The sequence below is a fragment of the Bacillus sp. ABA4_010 genome (assembly GCF_056159105.1).
Map to the genome: position 1 here is coordinate 1153582 of NZ_JBSWUN010000003.1, position 26412 is coordinate 1179993.

General features: G+C 41.2%; 22 protein-coding genes and 2 pseudogenes. 13 read left to right on the plus strand and 11 right to left on the minus strand.

Annotated elements, in window-relative coordinates:
* Positions 1-259: 259 nt before the first annotated feature.
* Positions 260-400, minus strand: a complete 141-nt coding sequence (locus ACXAEO_RS06880) for a YuzK family famiily protein (RefSeq protein ID WP_474879561.1) — start codon at positions 398-400, stop codon at positions 260-262.
* A 319-nt stretch (positions 401-719) separates the two neighbouring features.
* Here ACXAEO_RS06880 and ACXAEO_RS06885 point away from each other — a divergent pair, with 319 nt between their 5' ends.
* Positions 720-1352, plus strand: a complete 633-nt coding sequence (locus ACXAEO_RS06885) for a hypothetical protein (RefSeq protein ID WP_474879563.1) — start codon at positions 720-722, stop codon at positions 1350-1352.
* Between the two features lie 27 nt (positions 1353-1379).
* On the opposite strand, the gene ACXAEO_RS06890 is transcribed toward ACXAEO_RS06885, so the two are convergent.
* Both ACXAEO_RS06890 and ACXAEO_RS06895 read right to left on the minus strand, forming a co-directional pair.
* Positions 1380-1868, minus strand: coding sequence for a hypothetical protein (locus ACXAEO_RS06890; protein WP_474879566.1), 489 nt, complete (start codon positions 1866-1868; stop codon positions 1380-1382).
* 153 nt (positions 1869-2021) lie between these two features.
* Entirely contained in the window at positions 2022-2870 is an 849-nt protein-coding gene (locus tag ACXAEO_RS06895; RefSeq protein ID WP_474879569.1) for a YihY/virulence factor BrkB family protein, read from the minus strand.
* Positions 2871-3097: 227 nt separating this feature from the next.
* On the opposite strand from ACXAEO_RS06895, the gene ACXAEO_RS06900 reads away from it, so the two are divergent.
* The 7 genes and pseudogenes from ACXAEO_RS06900 to ACXAEO_RS06930 all read left to right on the plus strand — a co-directional run.
* Positions 3098-3784, plus strand: coding sequence for a DsbA family protein (locus ACXAEO_RS06900; protein WP_474879571.1), 687 nt, complete (start codon positions 3098-3100; stop codon positions 3782-3784).
* 5 nt (positions 3785-3789) lie between these two features.
* Positions 3790-4191 (plus strand): disulfide oxidoreductase, encoded by a 402-nt coding sequence (locus ACXAEO_RS06905; RefSeq protein WP_474879574.1) that lies wholly within the window; start codon positions 3790-3792, stop codon positions 4189-4191.
* 139 nt (positions 4192-4330) lie between these two features.
* Positions 4331-5323 (plus strand): L,D-transpeptidase family protein, encoded by a 993-nt coding sequence (locus ACXAEO_RS06910; protein ID WP_474879576.1) that lies wholly within the window; start codon positions 4331-4333, stop codon positions 5321-5323.
* A gap of 383 nt (positions 5324-5706) precedes the next feature.
* Positions 5707-5847 carry a hypothetical protein gene (locus tag ACXAEO_RS06915; protein WP_474879578.1) on the plus strand — a complete coding sequence of 47 codons (141 nt, stop codon included), beginning with the start codon at positions 5707-5709 and terminating at the stop codon, positions 5845-5847.
* Positions 5848-5947: 100 nt separating this feature from the next.
* Positions 5948-8080 (plus strand): GDYXXLXY domain-containing protein, encoded by a 2133-nt coding sequence (locus ACXAEO_RS06920; RefSeq protein WP_474879580.1) that lies wholly within the window; start codon positions 5948-5950, stop codon positions 8078-8080.
* 631 nt (positions 8081-8711) lie between these two features.
* Positions 8712-9464 (plus strand): annotated as a pseudogene (locus ACXAEO_RS06925) (cache domain-containing protein); the annotation flags it as partial.
* A gap of 306 nt (positions 9465-9770) precedes the next feature.
* A pseudogene (locus tag ACXAEO_RS06930) lies at positions 9771-10406 on the plus strand (methyl-accepting chemotaxis protein); the annotation flags it as partial.
* Positions 10407-10503: 97 nt separating this feature from the next.
* Here the strand turns inward: ACXAEO_RS06930 and ACXAEO_RS06935 are convergent.
* From ACXAEO_RS06935 to ACXAEO_RS06945, 3 genes are all read right to left on the minus strand, one after another.
* Positions 10504-11016, minus strand: a complete 513-nt coding sequence (locus ACXAEO_RS06935; RefSeq protein ID WP_474879582.1) for an acyl-CoA thioesterase — start codon at positions 11014-11016, stop codon at positions 10504-10506.
* 157 nt (positions 11017-11173) lie between these two features.
* A complete protein-coding gene (odhB, locus tag ACXAEO_RS06940; protein WP_474879584.1) occupies positions 11174-12412 on the minus strand; it encodes a 2-oxoglutarate dehydrogenase complex dihydrolipoyllysine-residue succinyltransferase in 1239 nt (412 codons plus the stop codon).
* 43 nt (positions 12413-12455) lie between these two features.
* Positions 12456-15326, minus strand: a complete 2871-nt coding sequence (locus ACXAEO_RS06945; protein WP_474879587.1) for a 2-oxoglutarate dehydrogenase E1 component — start codon at positions 15324-15326, stop codon at positions 12456-12458.
* Between the two features lie 169 nt (positions 15327-15495).
* Here ACXAEO_RS06945 and ACXAEO_RS06950 point away from each other — a divergent pair, with 169 nt between their 5' ends.
* Positions 15496-16383, plus strand: a complete 888-nt coding sequence (locus tag ACXAEO_RS06950; protein WP_474879589.1) for a LysR family transcriptional regulator — start codon at positions 15496-15498, stop codon at positions 16381-16383.
* A 270-nt stretch (positions 16384-16653) separates the two neighbouring features.
* Entirely contained in the window at positions 16654-16854 is a 201-nt protein-coding gene (locus tag ACXAEO_RS06955; RefSeq protein ID WP_474879592.1) for a cold-shock protein, read from the plus strand.
* 60 nt (positions 16855-16914) lie between these two features.
* Here the strand turns inward: ACXAEO_RS06955 and ACXAEO_RS06960 are convergent, their stop codons facing one another.
* Positions 16915-18297: a YjiH family protein gene (locus ACXAEO_RS06960; protein ID WP_474879594.1), complete on the minus strand. Its 1383-nt coding sequence runs from the start codon at positions 18295-18297 to the stop codon at positions 16915-16917.
* A gap of 580 nt (positions 18298-18877) precedes the next feature.
* Between ACXAEO_RS06960 and ACXAEO_RS06965 the strand changes: the two genes are divergently transcribed.
* Positions 18878-19021: an FbpB family small basic protein gene (locus tag ACXAEO_RS06965; RefSeq protein ID WP_474879597.1), complete on the plus strand. Its 144-nt coding sequence runs from the start codon at positions 18878-18880 to the stop codon at positions 19019-19021.
* Positions 19022-19105: 84 nt separating this feature from the next.
* Here the strand turns inward: ACXAEO_RS06965 and ACXAEO_RS06970 are convergent, their stop codons facing one another.
* The 3 genes from ACXAEO_RS06970 to ACXAEO_RS06980 form a co-directional block, all read right to left on the minus strand.
* Positions 19106-21181, minus strand: coding sequence for an S-layer homology domain-containing protein (locus ACXAEO_RS06970; RefSeq protein WP_474879599.1), 2076 nt, complete (start codon positions 21179-21181; stop codon positions 19106-19108).
* Between the two features lie 244 nt (positions 21182-21425).
* Entirely contained in the window at positions 21426-21674 is a 249-nt protein-coding gene (locus ACXAEO_RS06975; RefSeq protein ID WP_474879601.1) for an HPr family phosphocarrier protein, read from the minus strand.
* A gap of 321 nt (positions 21675-21995) precedes the next feature.
* Positions 21996-23117 (minus strand): PrpF domain-containing protein, encoded by a 1122-nt coding sequence (locus tag ACXAEO_RS06980; RefSeq protein WP_474879603.1) that lies wholly within the window; start codon positions 23115-23117, stop codon positions 21996-21998.
* A gap of 152 nt (positions 23118-23269) precedes the next feature.
* Between ACXAEO_RS06980 and ACXAEO_RS06985 the strand changes: the two genes are divergently transcribed.
* A complete protein-coding gene (locus tag ACXAEO_RS06985; protein WP_474879605.1) occupies positions 23270-24136 on the plus strand; it encodes a LysR family transcriptional regulator in 867 nt (288 codons plus the stop codon).
* 248 nt (positions 24137-24384) lie between these two features.
* Positions 24385-25707 (plus strand): CitMHS family transporter, encoded by a 1323-nt coding sequence (locus tag ACXAEO_RS06990; RefSeq protein ID WP_474884003.1) that lies wholly within the window; start codon positions 24385-24387, stop codon positions 25705-25707.
* Between the two features lie 84 nt (positions 25708-25791).
* Here ACXAEO_RS06990 and yyaC read toward each other — a convergent pair whose 3' ends face one another.
* Complete coding sequence (gene yyaC / locus ACXAEO_RS06995) at positions 25792-26379, minus strand: spore protease YyaC (RefSeq protein WP_474879608.1); 588 nt, start codon at positions 26377-26379, stop codon at positions 25792-25794.
* Between the last annotated feature and the right edge of the window lie 33 nt (positions 26380-26412).

Here is a 26412-nt window from a genome sequence, read left to right on the forward strand (position 1 = left end):
AAATGAATACTCTTTTTTAGTACTCCTTTCATAATAGTTGCTAAAAATCTTTTTCAAACTTTTATCTGTTTTGTGGACTGTATCTTCATCATTTGTCATCCCACACTTACGCAACGGATAAGCAGCAATGAACATTCACCAATAGTTGTTACATTTAAAGCTGCAAATTAGATTTCAAGGATGCCAAAACCTCCTACCTTAGTAACAGGCAGGAGGTTTTGGCATTGCTGAAAATAATATTAACTATAATCCGAGATATTTAGATTAAAGGATTGGTTCGCATGTCCTCTACTATACGTCTGCTTTTTAAATATTCCTGTTCCCGCTCTTGTTCCACCTTCAAGCGCTGATCTAACTTGCGGCTATATTCGGCGTACCCCATTCCGTGTGCTTGAAACATGGCTTTTTCCATTTCCGACGTGTACGTTAAATCGAGAATATTAATGAAGAATCAATCCTTTCTGTTTTTGTAATCTTCTCCATCCTAACATTTGGAAGCATAGGACACAAAGTGGCTCTCCTGCTTTATGAGAGGATAATAGCGCTTCTCGGATTCTCTCCTTTATCCAGTTAGCGTAAACGCCAAATCCCGCCATTTTCCTCCCGTTACGACATGGAAAGATGAGGAGCAAACAAAATGGAGGAAAAAAGTTTAATTCAAAAACGATACGGGAAACAAATAACCAATCACAATCAAGCAAATAAAAGGAGAGAAAATTATGACAACCTATAATGAACTTGGAACAACAAATATGACAAAAGGGACGGCTGTACCTGTAAATGTAAATTCTTCAGCAAGTACAACTGCACCAGAAGTAAGTCAGCAAAGACAATCACCACAAGTGATGACAGCGGATGAGAATAATAGCAAACTATTAAAAGGCATTTTAATTGGAGGAGTGATTGGCGGGGTATTTGCTTTGTTGGACTCTGCTACACGCAATCAAGTAAAAGGGCGAGCAGTTGACTTAAAAGATTCCTCAAAAGATATATGGATGCAAGTAAAGGAAAATCCGGGAGAAGTGAAGGATCAAATGGTTACACAATTTAAGAGTGCCACTGATACATTAAAACAAGCCATTGCTGATGCCCAACATTTGTACGAGCGTGTGAACGAAGATGTATTTGGGAAGGTAAACCAAGTGATGGATGTGTCAAATGAAGCGATGTCTGCTGCTAGTGAAGTGAAAGGAGACTTAGCCAACATCGGGGAGAAAGTGAAAGAAGCAGGTGTGGAACTTGCGGATACGGTTAACCCGGACAAGCTAGGTGATGTGTCAAATGAAGCGAAAGCGGAAGATTCATCTAAAACTGAACAAGCGGATAAAGAGCCAGCATTGGCGACAAAATAAAGGAACGCGGGGGAGACCCGCGTTCCTTTATTTTCGTGCAAATCCTTCTTCCTTCATGTAACCTTCAGCTTCTTGATACGTTTCGAATGCAGCTTCCAGATTCAAGCCAGAGTAGACGTTCCAAAGTTCATTTTCATGTACGACAAGGAGAACATGACCATCTTCGCTAATCCAGCGTTCTTCTTCTTCCTCGCCAATAATGGCTTGTTCCGCTGTTGTTTTCGTAAATTCTTCTGTTCCCCCGGAAAGGTAACGGATAGAACCAGCGATTAAGGAACGGAGGTCATCGGCGGAATAATCACGGATGTTGACCATTCCTTTCTCATCTGTTGCTGCTTGCGGCAACTGCCCTGCATATATAAATCCATTGCCGTTTGGGTGTAAATGGTAGACAACGGTCTTTTTATCCATAACGCTTTCTTCATAATGGAAGTTCACGCGTCCAAGCGATACGTTCTTTCGCTCCAATTCAGGGAATGATTCGATAATGTGTAATTTTTCTTCAAAAGAGAGCATATGATTCCTCGATTCTTTTTAATTGTCATGTTTGTTGATTATAGCATAGTTTAGGCTACAAGAAGAAACGGATATTTTCATCACAAGCTTTATGATTAATCAGTTCAAAAACGTAAGTAAAAAAAGCGAGGAAATTCCCCGCTTTTTTTACGTTCATAATGCCGCTGATTTCTGTCTTTGGGTGGAAACTGTTGCTTCCCGGTGATAGAGGGCGTTCACTTCGCCGCCGAGTACAAGAGCTAATCCGGTTAAATAGAGCCACAGCATAAGAATGATGACGCCCCCTAAGCTGCCATATGTAGCAGAATAATTGCCGAAATGACTGACGTAATAAGAAAATCCAATGGAAATGATTTGCCATATAATAGTTGCTGTTATGGCTCCCGGCAGGACATGTTTAAAAGGATAATGCTTATTTGGAGCCAGCCTGTACAAAACCGCAAGAACAGAAGCCATAACAGCAACGGCAATAACCCAGCGCAGTGTTTTAAATAACAATTCTGTTTCGGCAGGAAGAGGCAGGAACGTTGTTATGCCATATAAAATAACGTTTCCGAAAACAGGAAGAAGCAACGCGATCAAAAAGGCAAAAATCAAACCAATGGTTAAGCCGATGGATAACAATCTCGCTTTCATGAAGGAACGAGTCTCTTCTACATCAAAAGCGACATTCATCGCATGGATAAAGGCATTCATCCCATTCGAAGCGGACCAAAGTGTGCCGAGGATCCCGAACGTTAACAGTCCGCTGTTCGGTTTCGAAACGATGGAGATGACCGTTTCATCAAAGATGCCTGCTGTTTCAGAAGGCATGATGCCTTGAACAAACGAAACAGCTTGCTGGGGGTTAATAGAGAGATAGGGAACGATAGACAGCAATAAGATCAACATGGGAAAAATGGATAGCATATAATAATAGGCTTGCTCTGCTGCCAAACCTGTTGCCCTGTCCGTTTTTAATTCTTCTTTTAATTTCTTGGCAAACGAAAGCCAATCATTCATAGTGCTTCAACTCCTTAATAATTAAAATATAGAAGTTCCGTCTCGTGAAAATCTCTTTTCAAAGAGAGGATTCTACTAATATGAGGCTGTAACATTCAATGCCCGTTTTTCTCGTCTCTTAATCTTCTGTTTTTTTTTTAGGGAGTGGGCACGATAGGATGATAAGGAGCTCTCGCTTGACTTCTATTTTCCCCTGTCCCTATAATGTTTACGAACGGGGTGAAGCTATGGCGAAGAAAAAGAAAAAAAACAAAACGGAAACGTCTTCTAAATGGATTTTTTGGGTCGTCGGATTGTTTAGCGTATGTGTGCTTGGACTCATCTTTCTTGGGAATTTCTCCAGTCAAAAAGAAGTGGCGATTAACTATGAAAATGAGCCGTATGTTGGAGAAGAGTCAGCAGCAGTCCAAATCGTCGAATTCGGGGATTATAAATGCCCAGCTTGCAAACGATTCAGTGAATCTTTTTTTCCATTAATCGAACAAGAATTAATTGAAACAGGAAAAGCGCAATTTTATTTTATGAATTTTCCATTTATTAATGTAGACTCAGAGCGTGCCGCTCTATTTGGAGAAACGGTCTACCAAGAGCTTGGAAATGAAGCATTTTGGACATTCCATGACGCTTTATATGAAAAGCAGCCGGACGATTTGAAATATGAAACGATTGATTTGTATACAGAGTCGTTCTTGGAAGATCTTTTAAAAGAGTCTGCCACGGAGGAAGAAACCGCACAAGTGATGGCGGCATTTAAAGAAAATACGGCGAAAGACGCCCTTCAAAAAGATTTATCCCTTGTTAATAAGCTTGGTGTAACAGGAACACCTGCTTTATTTATAAATGGGAAACCGTTTGAAGGCAGCTCGTTTGACGAGTTTAAAGAAATGGTTGAAGAAGCGGCGAAGGAGAACTAACGCTCATGAGTAAATCGCTGCTTGTTAGCTGGGCGGCCGCCCTTACAGCTACGCTCGGAAGCTTGTTTTTTAGCGAAGGGTTAGGATTTATTCCTTGCACCCTTTGCTGGTATCAGCGAATTTTAATGTACCCATTAGCGATTTTGCTTGGCATAGCCTTTTATCACAATGATCGCTCTGCTTATCGAAACGTATTGCCGTTTTCGGTGGCGGGGATGCTGTTGTCTGGCTATCATTATGCTTTGCAAAAAATCCCGGCTTTGCAACAATTTGAAATGTGTACAAGCGGTATTCCATGCTCCGGAGAGTACATAAACTGGCTTGGTTTTATAACCATTCCGCTGCTCGCCTTCACAGGCTTTGTTACTATTACGATTTGTATGTTTTATTTGCGTCGTCAAAACTAATGACATGATGAAAAAGGTACATGTTCTCCTTTTAGTGGAGCATGTACCTTTTTTCTATTGGACGGAAGTTTTTGTCATGATTTTCATGTTGGAAAATAAAATGGCAGTAATAGGACATGCTTGACAGAGGAGGGGGAAAATGACAAGACGGGTGTGGAAGCGAAGAGACGTATGGATACTTGCGCTGCTTTTTTATTTTCTTGGCATCTTGACTTCCCTTCTCTTTTATTTATTTATGTTGCTTCAATCTCCACCTTCTCCGCTAGTACAAGCGATGGATGAAGATGCCAGCCGGCTATATAGACCGAATCTTTCCAACTCCTCTGAACCACTCTTTCCGTCTTTGGAAGACCAAGAAATATGGGAGACAACGACCGTTATTCGCAGTGCGCTTTACCAATTTGTCGTTCAAAAAGGGTACATGCCTGACCAATTATCCGAATTGACCGAGCCGTTTCCTCATAATTACCTGACAGCTTTGCCGAAGGAACCTATGACGTTATCAAATGAGGTCGTACCGACATTTACGGGAAGCGGTGGGTGGGTGTATAAGCCGCCAACTCATTTGGCAGCAAAAAAGGAGAAATTAGAAGCGCTCGTCGCGGACTCCATCTTGCCGAATGTTAATTGGGAAGAACCCATCCCGTTTGCGCCATTAGAAATCTACATTTTAAAAAGTGAGCATACATTGCAACTCATAGCTGGAAATATAGTAATTCGAGAATATGAAGTCGGGTTAGGAGCTAATGATCGCACACCGGAAAAGAGTTTTTCCGTACAAAAGAAAGTAATGAATCCGAATGGACAAGGGCAAGGGAGAGGTGAAAGTCCATACGGAAGCAGGGGCATGGAGCTATCCAACTATGCTATTCACGGGACAAATGACCGTGATAGCATCGGAAAGAACGAATCGCAAGGTTGTATTCGTATGTATAACGGAGAAATTGCGGAACTGTATGCTATGACTCCATTGTATACACCTGTTCATATTGTGAAAGAGGAACAGAAGATAGACAAACAAGAAAGGGCTGCTTTTTCCAACAATGGCCGCCAAGTGGAACAGACACCCTTATACAAACAAGATGACCGATGGGAGGAGTATTCCGACTACACGTACAAGTGGGCGGGATAATAACAAAGCAAAAAAGGCGAAGAAAGGAAGAAGTGGCCGTCTCTTCGTCTTTTTTGCTTTGTTAAAAGGAATTCCTTTATCATTTGAACCGATAGTCTTTTGTAATGACATCTAAACAGTCCGTACAATAATTCGCTCCTTTTTCTTTTCCTTCCATGTCTTTTGGCAGCTTACAGATGGCGCATTTCACTTTCATATGCAAGTCTCCTTATACTTGATAGTTATATAACCGTTAGTATAGCTGTCCTCTATCTGTTTTATTCATCTCGTGTCGGTTTTTTTAAAACTTAAAACCATTTAGAAAAGAGAAGGTTGTCATATTTTGAAGCTGTGCAAGCAACACTATAGGAGTATGGGCAATAGGAAGAAAAGGAGGAGAGATCATGAGTCATCCGAAAAATGAACCATCAAAAGAAGTCGATCAAAAGAAACTGGTTGACGATAAAGTAAATGAGCTTCGCGGTCGAAACTTTGAAGATAAACATATCCGCAAAGTAACAACTAGCGGAGCCGACGGTCAATAAGGCATGAATAGTCAACAACGTAAACACGGCTGATAGAACTCGGTCGTGTTTATGTTGTTTGCGTGGTAAAATATAGAAAAATCAAACGGGAGATGAGAATATGAAGGAGCGTTTCATTCAGTTTGGTTATGTTGCAGCACTGTCTATGATGCTTTCTGCTATTATTTATTTTTTTGCCGCCAACTGGGCGGGAATAGACCGATGGGGGAAAATCACGCTGAGCATGGGGCTTCTTATTTTATTTTATGGCAGCTCATTCTTATTAACAATCCTGTTTAAACGAAGGCCATTGACGAGCGAGCTCTGTTTATTTGCTGGGGGGATTACGTTCGGTGTGACGGTGGCCTTGCTTGGACAAATTTATAATTCTCATGCCGATAGTTTTATGCTGTTCGCAGTGTGGGCCATTCCGGCACTATTATTTTCCGTTGTCACAAAGTATCAGCCATTTTACGTGCTTACCTATATACTCATTCATGCGAGTGTATGGCTGTTTTTATTTCCGTCATCAGGGTTTCAAGTGGCGGAAGAATATTGGTATCGAAGCTTCTTTTTCGGAGCGGCGCTTGTCAATATTGCACTATTTGTTCTGATTGAAAAAGGACTGTTTCGTTCACCAATTCTTTCTTTTTTCGGAGCGACTGTTTTTCACGCCCTTATGCTTGTTTTATCAACGGGAGAATGGTTTGAATTTTTTCCGTCTGTGATGAGTGTTTTTTATATGAGCATACTTGGCAGCTGGTGTTGGTACGTTTTGCGAAAAGGTAGCAAGAAGACGTCCATTCTTTTGCTTGGAATAGCAATCACCTTATTTATCATCATTAAATTTGTAACGTTCCTTATATTTGTCGACTCCGAATTCATCTTTTTGCTCACCTCGTTCTTTCCTGTCATTTTAGTGGGGGCTGCGGTTTGGCTGTTGAGCAAATGGAAAGGACACTTAAAAGAACAGTCGTGGTTACGTCGAATCTTTATCGGTGCCATTGCAGGGGTGGCGTCGGTGATCGGAGCAAGCTCAGTAGCAGGCGTGCTTCTTCTATTCATTGGAGAGGTATCGTCATCTGTTCTCGTGATGCTTGCCCTCGTTGTCTTTATCCTCCCTGCGGTGCTGAAATCATCCTGGGATCCGCTCGTTCGTCATACGCTTTTATTGACAGGGTACTTAATGGGGATTCCGGCTGCGATTTTTTCTCACCTTTCGCTTTCTTTTCTTTTGCTTGGTGCGTTTATTTTCGTTTTTTGCCGATATGCAAGCAGAGCGATTCAGCACATTACTTATTTAGCGGGAATGAGCACGCTGGCGGTTTCTTTACTGAACGAAGGCGTACAAGTGGAGGAAATGTTTTTACTATTACTTTCAGTGAATGTCGCGTTATTTATTGCTCACCGCTTCGTTCAAGGAGAACGGAACGTCATTCTTCATCATAATAGTTATGTTTACGGGTTAATGGCGTTTTTTGTTCTGACGTTTTTATATGAAACTAACAATATCGTATACTTCGTAGTGAACAGTCTTTATTTTATTTTGACATCCATTCTTCTCGTGTATGCGCTTAGGGCAAATCGTCTGTTTGAATATAGAGTCGGTGTCGTCTTTTGGTTCGCGTATCTTGCGTATAAATACTATGATGTTCTTTGGAGCTTGCTGCACAAATCGATTACTTTCTTTATTATTGGTTTGCTGCTGCTTTTATTGACGAAACGATATGACCGTTTGTCAGGAGATAGCTGTGTTTCTGTCAGCTTTGTAAGCCGGCGCTGGCTGCCGATTTTAGCCATCATTGTCATCCAGTTCGGTATGATAGGCGGGCAGATAGTAAAAAGCGAAACACTACTAGCAGAGGGGAAAACCATTCGACTCGAACTTCAGCCCGTTGATCCGCGTTCCTTGCTGCAAGGCGACTATATGATTCTTCGCTACTCGATTTCAACGTTAACACTTGAACCAGAGCCTTTGGTTCATGAGAAGGTGTCCATCGGCTTAATTCAAGATGAAAAAGGAGTCTATGAATATAGCGGGACATTTGTGAAAGGAAACGCACTGAAGGCTTCATCTGGAGTAGATGTATGGATAACAGGACGTTATAAAGGAAGCGGTCACATCGAGTACGGCATTGAAAATTATTTTGTTAGCGAGGGAGAAGGGCTCGAACTGGAACAAAAGGCGAAATATGCGAATGTGAAAGTGTCTGAGAGTGGTGATGCCCTTTTATCTAGCCTTGACGGGGAATGAGCCCCCACCGATGAACGTTTCTTGACTAAATCTTCTAAAATAAAGCAAATGGCACCACTCTTTACGAGGCTGGTGCTATTTGCTTTGTTAATTCTTCGAAAACTCGTGCAAGAGGTCAAAAGAACTAAAAAGATTTGTAAAGGTATTGTAAAGATGAAGTGAAGTGCCGATAATACATTTATAGAGTGGAAAATGTATAGTTGGATGAAGTCCGATTTTAGTCTGTTCTTCATGTTTAAGAGGGTAGGAGAAAGGACACCTTCAAGTGGAAGGACAGGGAAAAGTAGATTGAATTTTCTGCACTTTTTTATTATGATATCATCACAGCGAGAAAATTAGCGAATAGAAGGAGAAACGTACTATGTTTAACAAAATGTCTATTAGAAAGAGGCTAATTCTGTTAGCGGCATGTTTACTCATTATACCGAGTCTTTTCATTGGATACATAGGTTATGACAGTGCAAAAGGAGAGCTTGAGCGGAAAGTGTTGCACAGCTCTGAAGAAAACATCAAATTGATCGACGGCCTGATTAATCGTTCCATCCAACCGAAAGTCAATGATATCCATTACTTTGCCTCTAAAATTGAAGCCGGCAATGTAACGGATGACGAGACATTTGCTGATATTTATATGTTGTTCGAACAATATGAAATGCTTGATGAAGAAGTATTGAACGTATTTGCAGGAACAACTAATGGAACGATGTTCGTCTATCCGCGTGTAGAATTGCCGGAAGATTTCGACCCGCGTGAACGCGATTGGTATAAAGAAGCTTGGAACAGTGAAAATGCCATTGTGTCAAAGCCATATCAAGACACAGCGACAGGGAATATGGTTGTCACCATTTCGAAAAAGCTTCGAGACCAATCAGGGGTTGTTGGAATTGATATCGATTTGCAGACACTGAGTCAATCCATTCAAGGAGTGAAAATTGGACGGGAGGGCTATCCATTCGTCGTGAACTCAGCAAATGAATATATTATCCACCCGACAGAAAAATTAGGGTCTGTTGCAACGAGTTCATGGACAACCGAAATGGGACAATCTGCCAAAGGAATACTTGAGTATAAACAGGGCAATGATATGAAGCAATTAACGTACATTACGAATGCAGCAACAGGGTGGAAAATTGCTGGAACGATGTCTAAGTCTGAAATTGCGGAAGATGCAGAACCGATTTTGAATCGGACACTCGTCGTCATTATCATTGCAATGGTCATTGGAACTGCTCTAACTTTTTTCATCATTCAACGCATTACTCGTCCTCTTCGCCGTTTAACCGAAAATGCGGTAAGCATTGCGGACGGAAATTTAAATGTAACGATTCAAAAAGAGAACATCCGAGAAATTGCCGTCTTGTCTTCTGCTTTTGAAACGATGACGTCTTCATTGAAAACGTTAATTCATTCTATTAATGAACGTTCCGATTTATTGGCGGCGTCTTCTGAAGAGCTATCAGCTACAACTGAACAGTCGACAGCGTCCACTGAGCAAATTGCTTATATGATGCAGGAGCTGGCAAGTGGAACAGATGTGCAAACAGCGAAAGTCGAACATAGCGAACAAGCCATTGAAAATATGAAAGGTGGCATTGAAGAAATCGCGATGAAGTCAACGGAAACATCCATTACAGCAGAGCAAGCAAGCGACAGTGTGGATGCAGGGAATACGGCGATTGAAGCTGCTGTTTCTCAAATGAAGACCATTAATGAAACGATTAAAGACTTATCAACGGTCATTGAACATTTAAATGAACGTTCGAAACAAATTGAGCAAATTACAACAGTGATTGACAACATTGCCGGTCAAACGAACTTGCTTGCTCTCAATGCCGCAATTGAAGCCGCAAGAGCAGGGGAGCACGGAAAAGGCTTTGCCGTCGTGGCAGCTGAAGTACGCAAACTGGCTGAACAATCGCAGCAATCAGCGAATGAAATTAAGTCCCTTATCGTGACGATCAATCAAGATATGAACAACATCGTCGGTTCGATGGACCGAGGAGTGGATGAAGTTCAAAAAGGAATGGATGTTGTCAATGAGGCCGGAAGCTCATTCCAAGATATTCAATCATATATGGAAAAAGTAAAGGAAGACGTGACGGCGACCTCTATGACAACAGGTCAGCTTGCGGTCAGCGTCAGTCATGTGTTAGAAGCATTTGAAGGTATTGTATCTGTCACGAATGAAGCCGCCTCAAGCATTCAAAATGTCTCCGCGGCGACACAAGAACAGCTGTCTTCAATGGAAGAAGTTCGAGCTTCTGCTGAATCCCTTTCTTACATCGCAGAAGAACTGCAAGATATGGTGAAGCGTTTTAAACTATAAAACTGCGAAATCCCCTACCCCCGAAGCACAAACAAGCTGAGGGAATAGGGGATTCTTTTTTTAGAAACAGGTCGCATTGTTCAGAACGGTAATCGATTTAATTCCACGGTTGCTCTGTCGTTAAGAAAGCGGCGAGTTCTTTGCTTTTTTTCTTCCGTTCTTTCCGCATTTTCGCTCGTTCTGGTGCCGTTTCATGCAGCTTAATCTCTTCTTCTGTTTGCGGAATGGCTTGAGGGACAGGAGCGGGGCGTTTATGTTCATCAAGTGCAACAAAAGTTAAAAGAGCGGTCGCTGCTATTTTTCGTTCTCCACTTTTTAAATCCTCTGCAATAATTTTGACGAATACCTCCATTGAAGATACGCCTGTCCATGTTACGTACGATTCGAAACAGACAGAATCAGTTGGGCGAATGGGGTGTAAAAAGTCAACGGAATCGGTTGAAGCCGTGACACATTCAAGTCGGCTATGACGTGCTGCAGAAATAGAGGCAACTTGATCAACGTCACTCATAAGACGTCCGCCAAATAAGGTGTTGTGATTGTTAACATCGTTCGGGAAGACACGGCTCGTACGAACAACGCGTGATTCCTTACAGTATTTTGCTTCCATAAGTATAGCTCCTTGTTAGTGATTAATTGATAAAAGCATCATTACCTATGTTAACTGCTGTTTGGTCATATGACTAGTACTGACTTTTTAGAACGGTCAAAATGATAAAGACTATGTACAAAGGGGAGTGTTTCCCGTTTGCACATAGTCTTAGTAGTCATCCTTCTAATAATAAAGATTCTGGATCTTCCAATAAGTCTTTTACCATCGCTAGAAAGCTTACTGCTTCTTTTCCATCGACAATTCGGTGGTCATACGATAGGGCGATGTACATCATTGGTCGGTTTTCCATTCGCTCTGCATCAATGGCGATAGGTCTTGTTTGAATTTTATGCATACCGAGAATTCCTACTTGCGGGCTGTTTAAAATCGGTGTGGACATTAATGAACCGAACACGCCACCGTTTGTAATCGTAAAGGTCCCGCCTTGTAAATCCTTTAAAGTTAACGCATTGTCACGTGCTTTTTTGCCAAGGTTGCTAATTTCACGCTCGATATCAGCGAATGTTTTCTCGTTTGCATCCCGCACGACCGGCACGACTAAACCTTCTGGGGCAGCAACGGCAATCCCGATATCATAAAACTTTTTCACAACAAGTTCGTCACCTTGAATTTCAGCATTTAACAGCGGGAACTGTTTTAATGCGGCGACAACCGCTTTTGTAAAGAACGACATGAATCCGAGGCGAACGTCATGTTTTTCAAAGAAGGCATCTTTTCGTTTTTTACGTAAATTCATCACCGCAGACATATCTACTTCATTAAATGTTGTAAGCATTGCCGCTGTATGCTGAACTTCCACAAGGCGTTTCGCAATGGTTTGGCGGCGGCGAGACATTTTCACTCGTTCAACTGGTTTGCCTGGGTCTGTTACCACTGGAGAAGGAGCCGCTTTTTGTGGTTTTGGCTGTTCTTTTACGACAGGTTGTTCGGTATGTGCTTGCACATCTTGCGGGCGAATTCTGCCAAGCGGGTCGCTGCTGTTTACTTGCGTTAAATCAATGCCTAATTCTCTCGCCATTTTTCTTGCGGCTGGAGATGCGACAGGGCGGGCCGCTTTTGGAAGCTCAGGAGCCGCTGTTGCGACAGGTTGTGCTTGAGCCACTTCTTCAACAGGTTGTTCAGGTGAAGCAGGAACAGCCGGCGTGGCACCTTCTGTGACACTGTCTTCTAAAATCGCGATGACATCGCCAACTTCTACCGTATCGCCCGGTTCTTTCAACATTTTAGTGACAACGCCAGTGTAATCTGAATTGACTTCAATGTTTACTTTATCCGTTTCGAGCTCAACGACACTTTCTCCTTTGCTTACTTTGTCGCCAAGATTAATGAGCCATTGTAAAACGGTTCCTTCTGAAATGGATTCTGCCAACTCTGGTACTTTAATTTCGATCATGTCTCATACCCTCCACGGTTTTTATATGAAATAGTTATACGCTTCAGTTTTTCACTAACACTTTTTCATTCTCGTTATCTAGTAAACTTTCAATATGCAATGCTTCTTTGATGATGCGCTCTTGTTCCTTTTTGTGTACGAGCGGGTCACCGCCAGCTGTGCTGGAACGCTCTGGACGTCCGATGTAGCGAACAGTTAAACGGCCGCCAGCCAGTTCAAATAGGGTAGGGGCAAGATAATGCCATGCACCCATATTTTTCGGCTCTTCCTGTGCCCATACAATTTCTTGAACGTTCGGATAGCGCTGTAAGAGAGCTTCCACTTTTTCTTTCGGGAATGGATAAAGCTGTTCGATCCGCGCGATATGCACAGCTTCTAACGGTAGCTGTTCTTCAGCATTCTCGATTTCTGAAGCTAAATCAATCGCCATTTTACCTGTCGTTAACACAAGACGCGTCACTTTTTCTGTTTCTGTTCCAAGCTTTGGCTGTTCCACAACCGTTTGGAAGCGTCCTTCTGTAAGTGCTGTGTATGAAGAAGCGACTAACGGGTGACGAAGCAAGCTTTTTGGTGTCATGATGACAAGCGGGCGAACGAATTCTGTTCCTAATGCCGCTGCTTGTCGACGTAATAGATGAAAATATTGAGCCGCACTTGAAACATTAGCAACCGTCCAGTTATTTTCCGCTGCAAGCTGTAAAAAGCGTTCCGGGCGGGCACTGGAGTGTTCAGGTCCTTGTCCTTCATAGCCGTGAGGCAACAGAAGAACGAGTCCTGATTTTTGCCCCCACTTGGCTCTTGCAGATGATAAAAACTGGTCAAAGAGCGGCTGGGCTGTATTGGCGAAATCTCCGTATTGCGCTTCCCACATCACAAGTGTTTCAGGAGCGAAGACGTTATAGCCATATTCAAAACCGACCACCGCTGCTTCCGAAAGCGGACTGTTATGAACGGAAAAGGAAGCGCGCGCTTGCGGTAGACGGTGCAATGGTGAGAATGTTTCGTTCGTTTCCGTGTCATGGAGTACAATATGACGCTGAGCAAATGTTCCGCGCTCTGAATCTTGACCGCTCAGGCGAATTGGTGTACCTTCTGCCAGCATGGAGGCGAATGCGAGAGCTTCCGCGACTGCCCATTCTACTTTGCCGTTTTCCTCTAACGCATTTTCACGTCGTTCTAAAATACGTTTTAATTTTGGATACATATGGAACTCTTCTGGCCATTTCAGCAATTCACGATTTAATTCCCGAAGTGTCTCAATTGCAACACCTGTTTCCATCGGCGGAATTCCTTTTGCAATTACACCAGGCAGTTCAACTTCTTCCGCTTGCTCCGGTTTTTGTGCTGATACTTTTTCATATTCTGCCTTCAGCGTTTCTTGAACACTTTGCTGAATATCGTCAATTTCTTGTTGTGTAAGAATGCCTTCAGCGCGTAATTTTTCTCCGTATAATGCACGAACCGTTGGATGCTTCGCAATTTTTTTGTAGATTTGCGGTTGGGTGACCGCTGGATCATCCATTTCGTTATGACCGAAGCGGCGATATCCGACTAAATCTATTAGAAAATCTTTTTGAAAACGGGCGCGGTATTCGCATGCCAAATGAATGGCGGCCAAACAGGCTTCAGGATCATCGGCATTCACATGTACAATTGGAATTTCGAATCCTTTTGCAAGGTCGCTCGCATATCTTGTAGAACGGGAATCATGACTGTCAGTCGTGAAGCCGACTAAGTTGTTGGCGATAATATGAATCGTTCCGCCTGTTCCATATCCTTTTAATCCGCCTAAATTTAATGTTTCCGATACAATTCCTTGACCTGGGAACGCTGCATCTCCGTGAATTAAAATCGCAAATGCTTTTGAAGAATCCTGTTCTGGATAACCACGTTTCGTGCGGTCTTCCTGTGCCGCACGCGTAAACCCTTCGACGACTGGATCGACAAATTCAAGGTGACTTGGGTTGTTCGCTAATGTAATGCGTGTACGAACAGGAGAAGCACTATCAACGAAACGATTCCGTCCAAGATGGTATTTCACATCTCCTGTCCAGCCTTCGCTAACATCCACAAGATCTTCACATGGTCCTTGCTGTTTTGCGGAAGAGTGTTGGAACTCAGCAAAAATTTTACTGTATGGCTTTTCTAACACATGTGCGAGCACGCTTAAACGTCCGCGGTGTGCCATACCAATCATTACGTTGTGTACGCCATTTTCGGCACCTTCGCGAACCGCTTCATCGAGCATTGGGACAAGCATGTCAACACCTTCAATGGAAAAACGTTTTTGCCCGACAAACGTTTTATGCAAAAACTGTTCGAATCCTTCAACCTCTGTTAAACGTTTCAAGATGTCTGTTCGTTCTTCTTTTGACAAGGAAAGGTGTAAAGAACCGCTTTCAACCATTTTATCGAGCCACGCATGTTCTTCTGCATGATGTACGTGGGCAAACTCGAAGGCGAGGGAAGAGGTGTAAACTTTTTTCAAGTAGTTCACCGCATCTAAAGCCGTTGCTAGTTTGTCAGGTGCATCTTCCCAAATAAGTTTAGATGGTATCGCTTTCAAATCATCTTCGCTAATCCCGTATTTTGGAAGATGAAATAAAGATAAGCCTTGTTCATTGATTGTTAACGGATTCATATTAGCTGCTAAATGCCCGTGTGAACGAATGTCATCAAGCAACTTGGCTGCTTTCAAAATCTTTGCCGTACTCACATGGTCAGGAGCGCTTTGTTGCTCAACCGTTTCTGACGTATGTGCTAAAGGTGAGCCCCATTGGATGAAGAGCTCTTTTAAAGCTGGATCAACGGTGTCTACGCCGTTTGTGTATTGTTCATATTGCTCCATCACATAACCAAGGTTTGGACCATGAAAACTTTCCCACGGACTTTGCCCGTTTTTTTGTATTGTCATTTACAATACCCCCATGATTGTCTTTCGTTTTATATGTTCTTTCTTGGAATAAAAAAGTAATTAGTGATTGCTTACCATTAAGGATAATGCAATAATTGAAATAAATAAAATGCGAAAATATTATAATGAACTATAAAAAAATATTATATGGGACAGATTGGGTGGAACAATGGATTACCGCGATTGGGAAATATTGAAAGTGCTTTACAATCAAAAAAATTTAACGAAAGCAGCGAAGCTTTTATATATTACACAACCGGCCTTAACGAATCGCTTGAAGCATATGCAGGAAGAGCTTGGAGTGAAAATTGTAACTCGTGAAAGCAGGGGGGTTCATTTCACCCCGCAAGGAGAATATCTTGTTCAATGTGCGGAAGAGGCGCTTGCTCACTATCAAAAGGTAAAAGAGAATGTTCTTAACATGAACCATAACGAGAGCGACCAAGTTGCCGGCACACTAAAATTAGGTGTGTCTAATTTTTTTGCCAACTACGAGCTTCCGTACATTTTGAAGCTGTTTAAAATGCAGTATCCGCATGTCGAGTTTAAAGTCATCACAGGATGGAGCAAAGATGTCACCCATCACATTCATAACAAAGATGTGCACATTAGCTTTGTGCGTGGTGATTACGGATGGAGGGGGTTGTCAAAGCATTTGTTATTTGAAGAAACCATCTGCATCACATCAAAAGATGAGTTTGATATGGCAAACCTTCCCCGTCTTTCAAGAATCGATTATCGAGGAGATTACTTGCTTAAATCATTAATTGATAATTGGTGGGCCGAAAATTATGTGCAACCACCTTTTATTACGATTGAAGTTGATCAAGTGGACACTTGCAAAGAGATGGTGATGAATGGATTGGGCTACGGGATTTTATCGAGTCGTTTGCTGACGGGCATTAAAGACTTGTATAAAGTGGACTTAACGGACCAAAAAGGGGACCCGATTTTACGGAGAACGTGGATGTATTACCATGAAGAATCGTTAGAGTGGAATGTGGTAAAGGCATTTGTGCGTTTTATTGAAGCGTTCGATTGGAAAGACCCTAAATAAATTGGCTTTCTTTTTAAGCTGAAAGAAGGCTTTTAAATAGGCTTAATTTCCTATTTTTGGTGCTCGATTTGTTTTTCGATGAGCCGAGTGGTATAGTGACGTTAAACCATTTTACTTTTCATACAATAAAGATTTAAGAAGCTGCAACTTCAAGAGAAGAGTAAAATGACATCTTCTTGCTTGATAGTTGCAGTTTTTTAATGAACCGTATTATGGGTAAAGTGGTCGAAAATGAATATGTACACAAGGTGCATTTTAGGAGGATTTTGAATGGCAACAGGTAAAGTTAAGTGGTTTAATGGTGAAAAAGGATTTGGATTTATCGAGGTGGAAGGCGGAGAAGATGTATTCGTACACTTCAGCGCAATTCAAAGTGAAGGATTCAAAACGTTAGATGAAGGCCAAGAAGTAGAATTCGACGTGGAGCAAGGCCAACGCGGACCTCAAGCTGCCAACGTACGTAAAATATAAGAGTACAAATAAAGAAGAGAGGGGATTTCAATCTCCTCTCTTCTTTATTTGTATATCCCATTAAAACAGAAGATGCGCCACCAGCACAATAATAGGAAGAGAGATAATTGTTCGAATTAAAAAAACGAGCACAAGATCTTTAAAGTTAATTGGCAGCTTAGACCCAAGAATTAATCCACCGACTTCTGACATGTAAATTAATTGAGAGACCGATAAGCAGGCGATGATGAAGCGTGTCATTTCACTTTCAATGCCGCTGCTTAAGATGGCTGGAAGAAACATGTCTGCAAATCCGACTAAAATGGATACAGAAGCTTCAGCTGCTTCTGGAATTTGCATCCATGTTAATAAAGGAACAAACGGTGCCCCGAGCCATTGGAAGAACGGCGTATATTCAGCGACAATTAAAGAAAGTGTTCCAATTGCCATCACGACAGGAATAACGCCAAGCCACATATCAATGACATTTCGAACTCCGCCCTTTACGACAGAAGCGGCATTCCGATTTTTTTGAGCTTGTTCCACCGCTTTTACGACCCCCCATTTAAATGCAGTAGTATGTGCAGGGATGTTCATCTCTTTCTCCACCTGGACGTCTTTGTAATAAGTGTCCTTTTTTCGAGAGAGCGGGGGAATGCGCGGCATAATAATGGCCAGCACGACGCCTGTTCCTGCTACCGTTAAATAATATGGAAGAAAAAGATGCTCAAGTCCAAGTTCAGCAATCACGACAAGTGAGAACGTAATGGACACGACAGAAAAAGTAGTACTAATGACAGCCGCTTCCCGTTGTGTGTAGTATCCATCTTCATATTGTTTATTTGTTAAGAACACACCGATGGTCCCGTCACCGATCCATGAAGCTAAACAATCCATCGAGGACCGTCCCGGCAATGTAAAAATGGGACGCATAATTTTGGTAAATAAGGATCCGCATAAATCAAGCAATCCAAAGTCAAGGAGCAGTGGCAGTAATAAGCCGGCAAACAAAAATGTCGTCAGTAAAACGGGAATTAATCCCGTTAATAAAAATCCTCCGGTGTTTTCTGACCAAACTGCTTCAGGTCCGATTTGAACAATCGCCATCACGGCAAAAATAAAGCCGAGGGCGCGTGCAATAAAAAAGGGAGTGTTCACATGAAATAAATTAGACCAAAAACGAGAATTCACTAAAAATGCCGGTTTTACAAATTTAATTAAGCAACTCCCCAAAAAGGTAATCCCCATAATGATGACCGCGATTACAGGTATGTATGCTTCCAACAATCCACCTAACTTTTGCGCCATAATGGCAACAGGAACGGTCGTCCCATCTTCATACGGAACTGGAACCATGAAAATGAACACGCCAATTAAAGATGGAATGATAAATCGTAAATAGTCAGCTAATGAATACATGCGAGCTTGTTCCTGATTTGTCTTTTTTGCAGGTAATCCATTCATTTGTATACCCCTCCTCAATCACTCTAACCATTCTTTTTTTGCACTTTCCAAGCACAGCAGTACCATGTAAAAAGGTTTTGTAGATTCATAGAAACATGTCCAGAGGTTCAACATACAACTTAACTTTTGTTAACGCTTTCAATTTGATGCAGGTTCTCTTGTTCATGTCCCCTCAAGCATGAACGAGTCTATGCACAGTTAGCGGTTTGCTCATAGTACTTGGATGCGCTTCATTCAATCTAACGCAAATGCTGCAGGCAGCACTTATCGTTTTTTATGCCCTCCCATCCTTTTGTCTTCTCTTTATTGTAAGGGGAAAAGGGGAGATGACTCAACTCGACATGTTTTTTAATATTTATACAATTATGATTAGTCTTAAAAAATGAAGAACAGTGAATAAAAAATTCGTTGCCTGGGTATAAAGACAATAGAATGGTTAATTATCTGATAATTCACAAATTCGTCAAATCATTTTCAAGAAACACCTTTATAAATTAACTGAATTATTTTATTATTTAAACGATTGAACCTTTAAGAACGTTTCCTTATCCCCAATTTTAAGAAGAAAAGGAGGGTTACCATGTCACGAAAACCGAGTAAATACAGAAAATCATTGGAAGAACTAGTAAAAGAAAACAAACAAGAGCTGCTGAATAATAAACAAGAGATGGAAAGAATTGAAAACCTTATTGAAAAACGTCATGAGCTTAAAAGACTTGCTTAATGGTTTGTTATTTTTATAAAATGCGCTAGAAAGCATGGATTCTTTTACTTTCTAGCGCATTTTATTTAAAAAGTTCTTGTCAAATTATTCTTGAATCACAATGTCAAATGCATCGTTTCCATTCCCCGTAAGATCACTGATTGCGCTTTCATTAAATGTCACTTTCACAGTGTCTGCACCAAGAACAACATCCTCGTTCACTTGAATGTTAAATGTTTGATGATTATTTGTTGTCACCGTTATGTCTTGCTGAAAGATTGCTGCTAATGTTGTTTGAATGGCTTCAACGGAAGCGGCACTTAAAGTTTCAGAGAAGGTGAAAGTAAGAGTTTCCTCGGCAGATAATATGCCGTCAGGTGCCCCGATGCTTGTAATCTGACTGGAAGTAAAAGTAGGTTTTATTGTGTCTTTCGGTTTCGTCTTATTTCCTCTTTCCACAAGTACAAGATCGCCGTTGCGGCTGAAATGAAGAGTAACTTCTTTTCCTTCTAGACGCTCCGCTTCATCCTCGCGAAAATCTTCAAACTCATCTCCATCTAACATTCGTGCAGAAAAGACATCTCCTATACAATCGTAAATCTCTCCATTCACTTCAAATGCGTCGAAATCAAACACGCGAGTAAGCTTTCCAGCTATCGCATCATGATAGACTTCCGCTACACCGCTTTTGCCGTTCACATTTTTCGCATCTTCATTAAAATACAGCATATCGCCTGCTTGAAGATCGGAAACATTCATTTGCTTTCCATCTTTCAAGACGACGTAATTGCTTAAATCAAGCGTATCCCCGTCAAGGTCATATACCATCGTCCCATCGACTTTTTTGACGAGAATGGGTTCTTCATCCCACGTATAAGCATAAACGAAACCGACATCCCCATCTTTATTTAACGCAATTTTCGCATAAGGAAGCTCCTTGTCGGTATAAGAAGAGAATTGCGCCGATTTTCCATTTACATATAACTTCGAGTCACTGACAACTTTATATTTCTTTCCTGATGATAATAATTTAATTTTACTTCCTACAGAAATCGCATCATTAAATACTTCGTCATCGGTCCACGCAAAGCGGCATAAACGATCATTGGAATCATACCATGCGCGAATGCGCTGACCTATTAGCTGCTGAAAATCGATTTCCACATCTTCCGGTATCGTTAATGTACCTATACCGCTTAGATCGATTTCACGAGTGGTTGTTTTAACACGTGTTACATATCCATCTTCATGATATTGATAATCTTCAAAGAGTACTTGTTGTACGTTGCCATTATGTTCAAATGAAAGGGTATAAGGCTTACCTGTTTCTAACGTGTTTCCTTTATAAAGAATAATGACCGCTTTTGTTCCGTCTTTGTTCAGACGAATTTCTTCCACTCCCATAACCGCTTTGGAATCATTTTTAATGACTTGAAATTGCGTGTTCATTAATGGAGAAGCGGGTTCGTTGAAGGTGACTTCTATGTAACGGCCACCTGCTAACATTTCCACATGTTGAATAGCTAATTCAGTTGAGTCAGTAGGCTGTTTTGCAACTTCATTCGCAGTTTGACGGGCGCGTTGAATGAATGTCGCAAATTGAGCGCGAGTCACCGGCTCGAACGGACGAAATTTTCCATCGTGTACTTGTGTAATGCCATTTTCGGCTAAGATGGCAATGTAATGTTGAAATTCAGGGTACGCTGTATGTATATCCGTTAACTCGGATTTTTGTGTGTCATTATGTTTTAAATCGAATGCTTCCACTAACACTTTTGCCATTTGTTGACGAGTTAACGGATGAAAGGGAAGTAACTTCCCATTAGAGCCTGTCAAAGCGCCGATGGCTTTCACTTTCGCTGCTGCTTTCACCAATTCTTGATCTGGATAATCAACGGGTACATCTGAAAAAGCAGCTAAATCATCCGGTTGATCGCCGTCAAGAAGACGTGCAAAAATTTTGGCGACTTGCCCACGAGTAACGGGTTTGTCAACACCAAATGTACCATTGTCCAATCCTTTTAGTATACCTTCTGCCGTTAAGAGATGAATGGCATCCGCATGTGCTGAATTTGCGGTCACATCTTTGAAAGAGTTTGCACTCACACCAGGAGCCATGGTGCTTGCTACAATAGCAGCAGATACAGTTCCAACTAAAAATTTGCGATACTGGTTAGTCATAATGGAAATCCCCCTGTACATTGAACGTTATCTTACTTTATGTAACGTTTAATCGAGAAGATGATAATGATAATCTTTATCAATTAAACATTACATGATAAAGATTATCATTATCAATTAAAGTTGTCTATATATTTTGGGGAATGTTTATCGTTCTTTTAGGCAAAGGCGTTTTAAAAAGAAGAAGGGGGATAAATGACGAAAGAAAAGACCCCCCAACAGGACGGCCTTTTCTCTCATTCCTTTATAAAACTTCAACAGGAAGTTTGTTTTTCCAAAAGATATGTGTCATAGCTGTTTTCGCTTCAGTTTCATCTGGACCATGAATTTCAAGTTGAAAGGTTTGGGAGCTTAAGACGGTATAAGTTAAACCGAGAATGCTTTTAGCATCAATGTTTCTCGTATCTGTTCTAATGACAACACTCGACTGAAATTTATTGGCCGTTTCACTAATTTCTAACACGGCATTGACTAACGTTTTATTGAACGTCATCTGAATTCAACCCTTTCTTTACATCACGTACATGTTGGAGCCCTCTCATTTTATTGAGAAGGAGGCGGCAATTCGACTTTGCAGCAAGCAGTATGATTGGAACGCAGACATTCAGCTGAAAAGGGAAGTGATAAGAAGGAAAAGATTAAACTTCCACTAAAGAAAGGGAACAATCGTTCAAATGAATTAAGATAATAATAGATAATCATTCCACACCACTTCATGCGGTAGAAAAGTCATCATAATGTTTTTCCTGCTGAATTCTTTCAAAAGATTCACCTATGACGCCAACCCCGCAAGAGGGGGATCATCCGCTTAGATTTAACTGTAGACGGCTTCATAGTTTCTCTTCGTGTGCACATAGCCTTCTAAAATCGTTCTGGCGGTACGTACGACTTTAATGGCATTAATATGGCCGGCAAATAAATCGACTTTCGTTTCTGTAATCCCGGCAGGATGTGCTAAGCGGAGAACTTCTTGATGAACGGTGACAACATCTGATAAAACCGTATCTTTTAAGAACGCTCCGGCCGTCGTACAAATTGCGCCAGTAATGGCAAGGGCTTGATGTGGCTTTTGCATGGACATCATTCGAATGACGATATCCATGTCCGTTGCCTTCCGTTCCACGCCTGTCAAATCAACGTAATCCATCGGTGGAGCGATAATGGTCATTTTCGGAACGGCAGGAGATTGTTTTGTGGCATCTTTACGATGAGAAAACCCGCACATTTCCGCGGCAATCGATCGAATTTCTTCGAGTTGCTGCAGTTTTTCTTCAGAATATTCATGAGGCAATTCACTTCCAGAAAGACCGATATCTTGAGCCTTCACAAAGACGAGAGGATTGGCAACATCAATAATAGAAATCGGGATGGAGCCACTGGCTGTGTTAATGATGTCAATAGGATTTTCAGTCGGGAACAGCTTTCCGGTTACAGCGCCTTCTGCTTGAGTAAAAGAAAGATAAATAGGGGAGCCTGTTCCAGGAACGCCGGGAATGGAACAACTTCCTTCCGTCTTTACTTGTTCGTTTTCTACTTCGACTTCTGCCACAATCACTTTTTGCGTATTCGTATTAAAAATTTTAACGGTTGTAATCGGCTCTTGTGCCGGTACTAATCCTTGTTCAATGGCGTACGGGCCGACCGCTGATGAGATATTGCCACAATTCCCTTTAAAATCGACAAGTTGGTTTTCAATGCTGATTTGAGCAAATGTATATTCGACATCAATGCCGTCTACATCAGATTTTTTAATAATGGCAGCTTTGCTTGTTAACGAATTCGCCCCGCCAAGTCCATCAATTTGTCGGCGATCAGGGCTTCCCATAATATCTAATAAAAAATCGTCCCACAGTGCACGGTCACTTGGCATATGATTAAAATCGAGAAATACACCTTTACTTGTTCCGCCTCGCATAATGACAATTGGAACCTTCATCCGATTCTCCACCTTTTCTACATTTGTATTTTTTAAAAGTACCGGTGCTTTTGAAAATATAGTATGATATGGTTATTCATAAGTAAAATAGATAATTTATTCAAGAATTCAATAAAAAAACTTATAATCTAACTAGAGAGGGGTTGTAACGAATGGATGAAAAGGATTGGATCGCTATCAAAACGCTGTATGAGGAAAAGCATATTAGCAGAGCCGCAGAGCGGTTATACATTTCCCAGCCAGCGTTAACATATCGACTTAAAAACTTGGAAAAAGAGTTTGGAACAAGCTTGTTTTTCAAAATAAAAGGGGGCATTGAGTTTACATCTGAAGGGATTTATTTAGCGGATTATGCAGAGGAGATGATAAAAAAACTGCAAGAAACGAAGGATTATATGCTGAATATGCAAAAAGAAGTAAGAGGGACGCTTCGGCTCGGTGTTTCCAGCAACTTTGCTCAATATAAATTGCCAGAAATTTTAAAAAAGTTTTCAACGAAATATCCTCACGTGCAGTTTAATGTCAATACAGGCTGGAGTACAGATATTATGAATCTACTAGATTCATCCAGTGTCCAATTAGGAATATTGCGGGGGAACTATGAATGGTATGGGGTTAAATCGTTACTAAATAAAGAACGACTTTGTTTAATTTCTACAAAAGAAGTGGATATGGCGAGTTTGCCGCAATTGCCATTTATTAATTATAAAACGGATAGCTCTTTAAAGAACTTGATTAATGATTGGTGGCATGATCGATTTGCAGAACCTCCTTTTGTCACGATGGAAACAGACCGGCAAGAAACATGTAAGGAGATGGTCAAAAATGACCTTGGATTTGCGATCTTGCCTGAAATATGCTTGCAGCCATCGGACAATCTGTATACATATCGCTTGTCCTATCAAAATGGGGAGCCTGTATTTCGAAATACATGGTTGATGTATAATCAAGATTCTCTCCAGCTATCTATTGTGAAAACGTTTATTGATTTTTTAAATGAGCATGCAGATACTAACTGAAGCAATAAAGACGATGAAGGGTGATTTTCTTTTCGTCGTCTTGTTTTAACTAAAGCATGAAAAGCGATTATAAAAAAATTTTTAAGAATAGATAAAAAAATATATATTTTACTTATTTTTTAATGTGTAATACTCTAAAAGCAGAAAGCATGTTCAACAAAGAGGGTAGACGTTTACAAACATATGTCTGAATATTCAATTTAATGAGTATTTGTAAGCGGTTTCTGACAATAGGGGGAGGGGTTATTATTCTTACATTTTTAGGGGTTTCAATGGTTGTTGTTTTTACTTATTTAATCATGTCAAAACGTTTATCACCAATCAATGCACTAACGATTGTGCCGATTGTTTTCGCACTAATTGGGGGATTTGGGGCGAAACTGGGAGAAATGATGCTCGACGGATTAAAGATTGTAGCACCGTCAGCTGCCTTGTTGTTATTTGCGATTTTGTTTTTCGGTGTGCTAATCGATGCAGGGTTGTTTGACCCACTTATTAAAAAGATGTTAAGCATTGTAAAAGGGGACCCCGTTAAAATTACGATTGGAACCGCGATTTTAGCATCAACCGTTGCTTTAGATGGGGATGGCACAACAACTCATATGATTACCATCTCAGCAATGTTACCGCTTTATTTACGACTAGGAATGAACCCGCTTGTTCTTGCTATCATTTCACTTCTTTCATTAAGTATTATGAGCGGAATGACACCTTGGGGCGGACCGGCTACAAGAGCGATTGCCTCTTTAGGGTTAGATGCAAGCGAATTTTTTATCCCGCTTTTACCGACGATGTTCGGAGGACTTTTATGTGTACTATTTACCGCATATGTTCTCGGTAAGAAGGAACGGGAACGAGTCGGGGTTATTCATATGGAGGATACACGAAACGGAGCAGGAGTCTCTCATCTGACTGAGGCAGCGGCTACGTATGATCTGTCAGACAGTTTGAAACGTCCTAAACTATTATGGGTCAACTTGCTTTTAACCGTTACCGTCATGGTTATATTAGTAATGGGCATCCTGCCTGTTCCCGTCTTGTTTCTTATAGGGTTTGTGCTTGTTTCCATGATTAACTACCCTGATTTAGAACAACAAAAAGAGCGCTTACTTGCACATGCTGGAAATGCATTAACCGTCGTTACGCTCGTATTCGCTGCCGGGATTTTCACAGGAATTTTCTCTGGTACGAAAATGGTCGACGCGATTGCAAATTCATTAGTATCCATTATTCCAGATTCTTTAGGTTCTTTCTTTCCTTTAGTAGTTGCACTTACAAGCATGCCATTTACATTTGTATTATCAAATGATGCGTATTATTTCGGGGTTTTGCCAATTTTAGCTGAAGCGGCATCTGCTTACGGTGTCGATCCTGTTGAAATTGCCCGAGCGTCCGTATTAGGACAACCTGTTCACTTCTTAAGCCCGCTCGTCGCATCAACGCTTTTACTTGTCGGAATGGTGAAAACAGATATTGGACAGCTGCAGCGTTACGGATTTAAATGGGCTGTTTTTTGCTCAATCGGTGTGACCGTCATTGCGCTGTTGACGGGGGCGATTAGTTTATACTAATGAAATAGAGAAAAGAGGTTGTGCATCCCTTCAGTTACACGCTGAATGGATGCACAACCTTCTTTTTTTAACCGTTTCTTTTCTTTATTTGACAGCGGCTTCTGTAATGATTCTAGTCATCGTTTTGGCTAAATTCATCACCGTGTAAAGCCGGGTGTCATTTAAAAATTGGGATGTCGGTAATGGATCAATATAGTTGACCATTCCTTTAAAATGATAGTCACCAACTTCAGGCAACACTTTTTCAAGCGCTTTTCCTGGTAAGAGTGGACCTTCTTTGAAAAGAACATAACCGACTTGCGCTTGTTCGCCTAAGCAAGCGTCAAGACTAAAAATAAGCGGATGATTAAACGTCTTATGAATGTCCTTCAACGTTGCTTTTAAATTAAAGGCATGAACAGGTGCTTCTAATGTTCCGTATACAGAATAGGGAACCTTGTTTTCTTTTAGCATCGTTCCAACTAAAGGTCCTAAAGCATCGCCAATATAACGGTCAGAGCCAATGCATAAAAAAACAACCTCTTCATCTTTGCATGGGGAACTATCAATAAGCTCTTTCATTTTTCGAGCGACCGTTTGTATGTCTTGTTCTTTCGTTTGCTCATCAGGTCTTACATAGTAGACTTTTGGTTCGGACGTTTCTGGCGTTTTCTTATGATAAAATGCGCACATCTTCATTCACCTCACTTTATGTTGAGAAAAAGC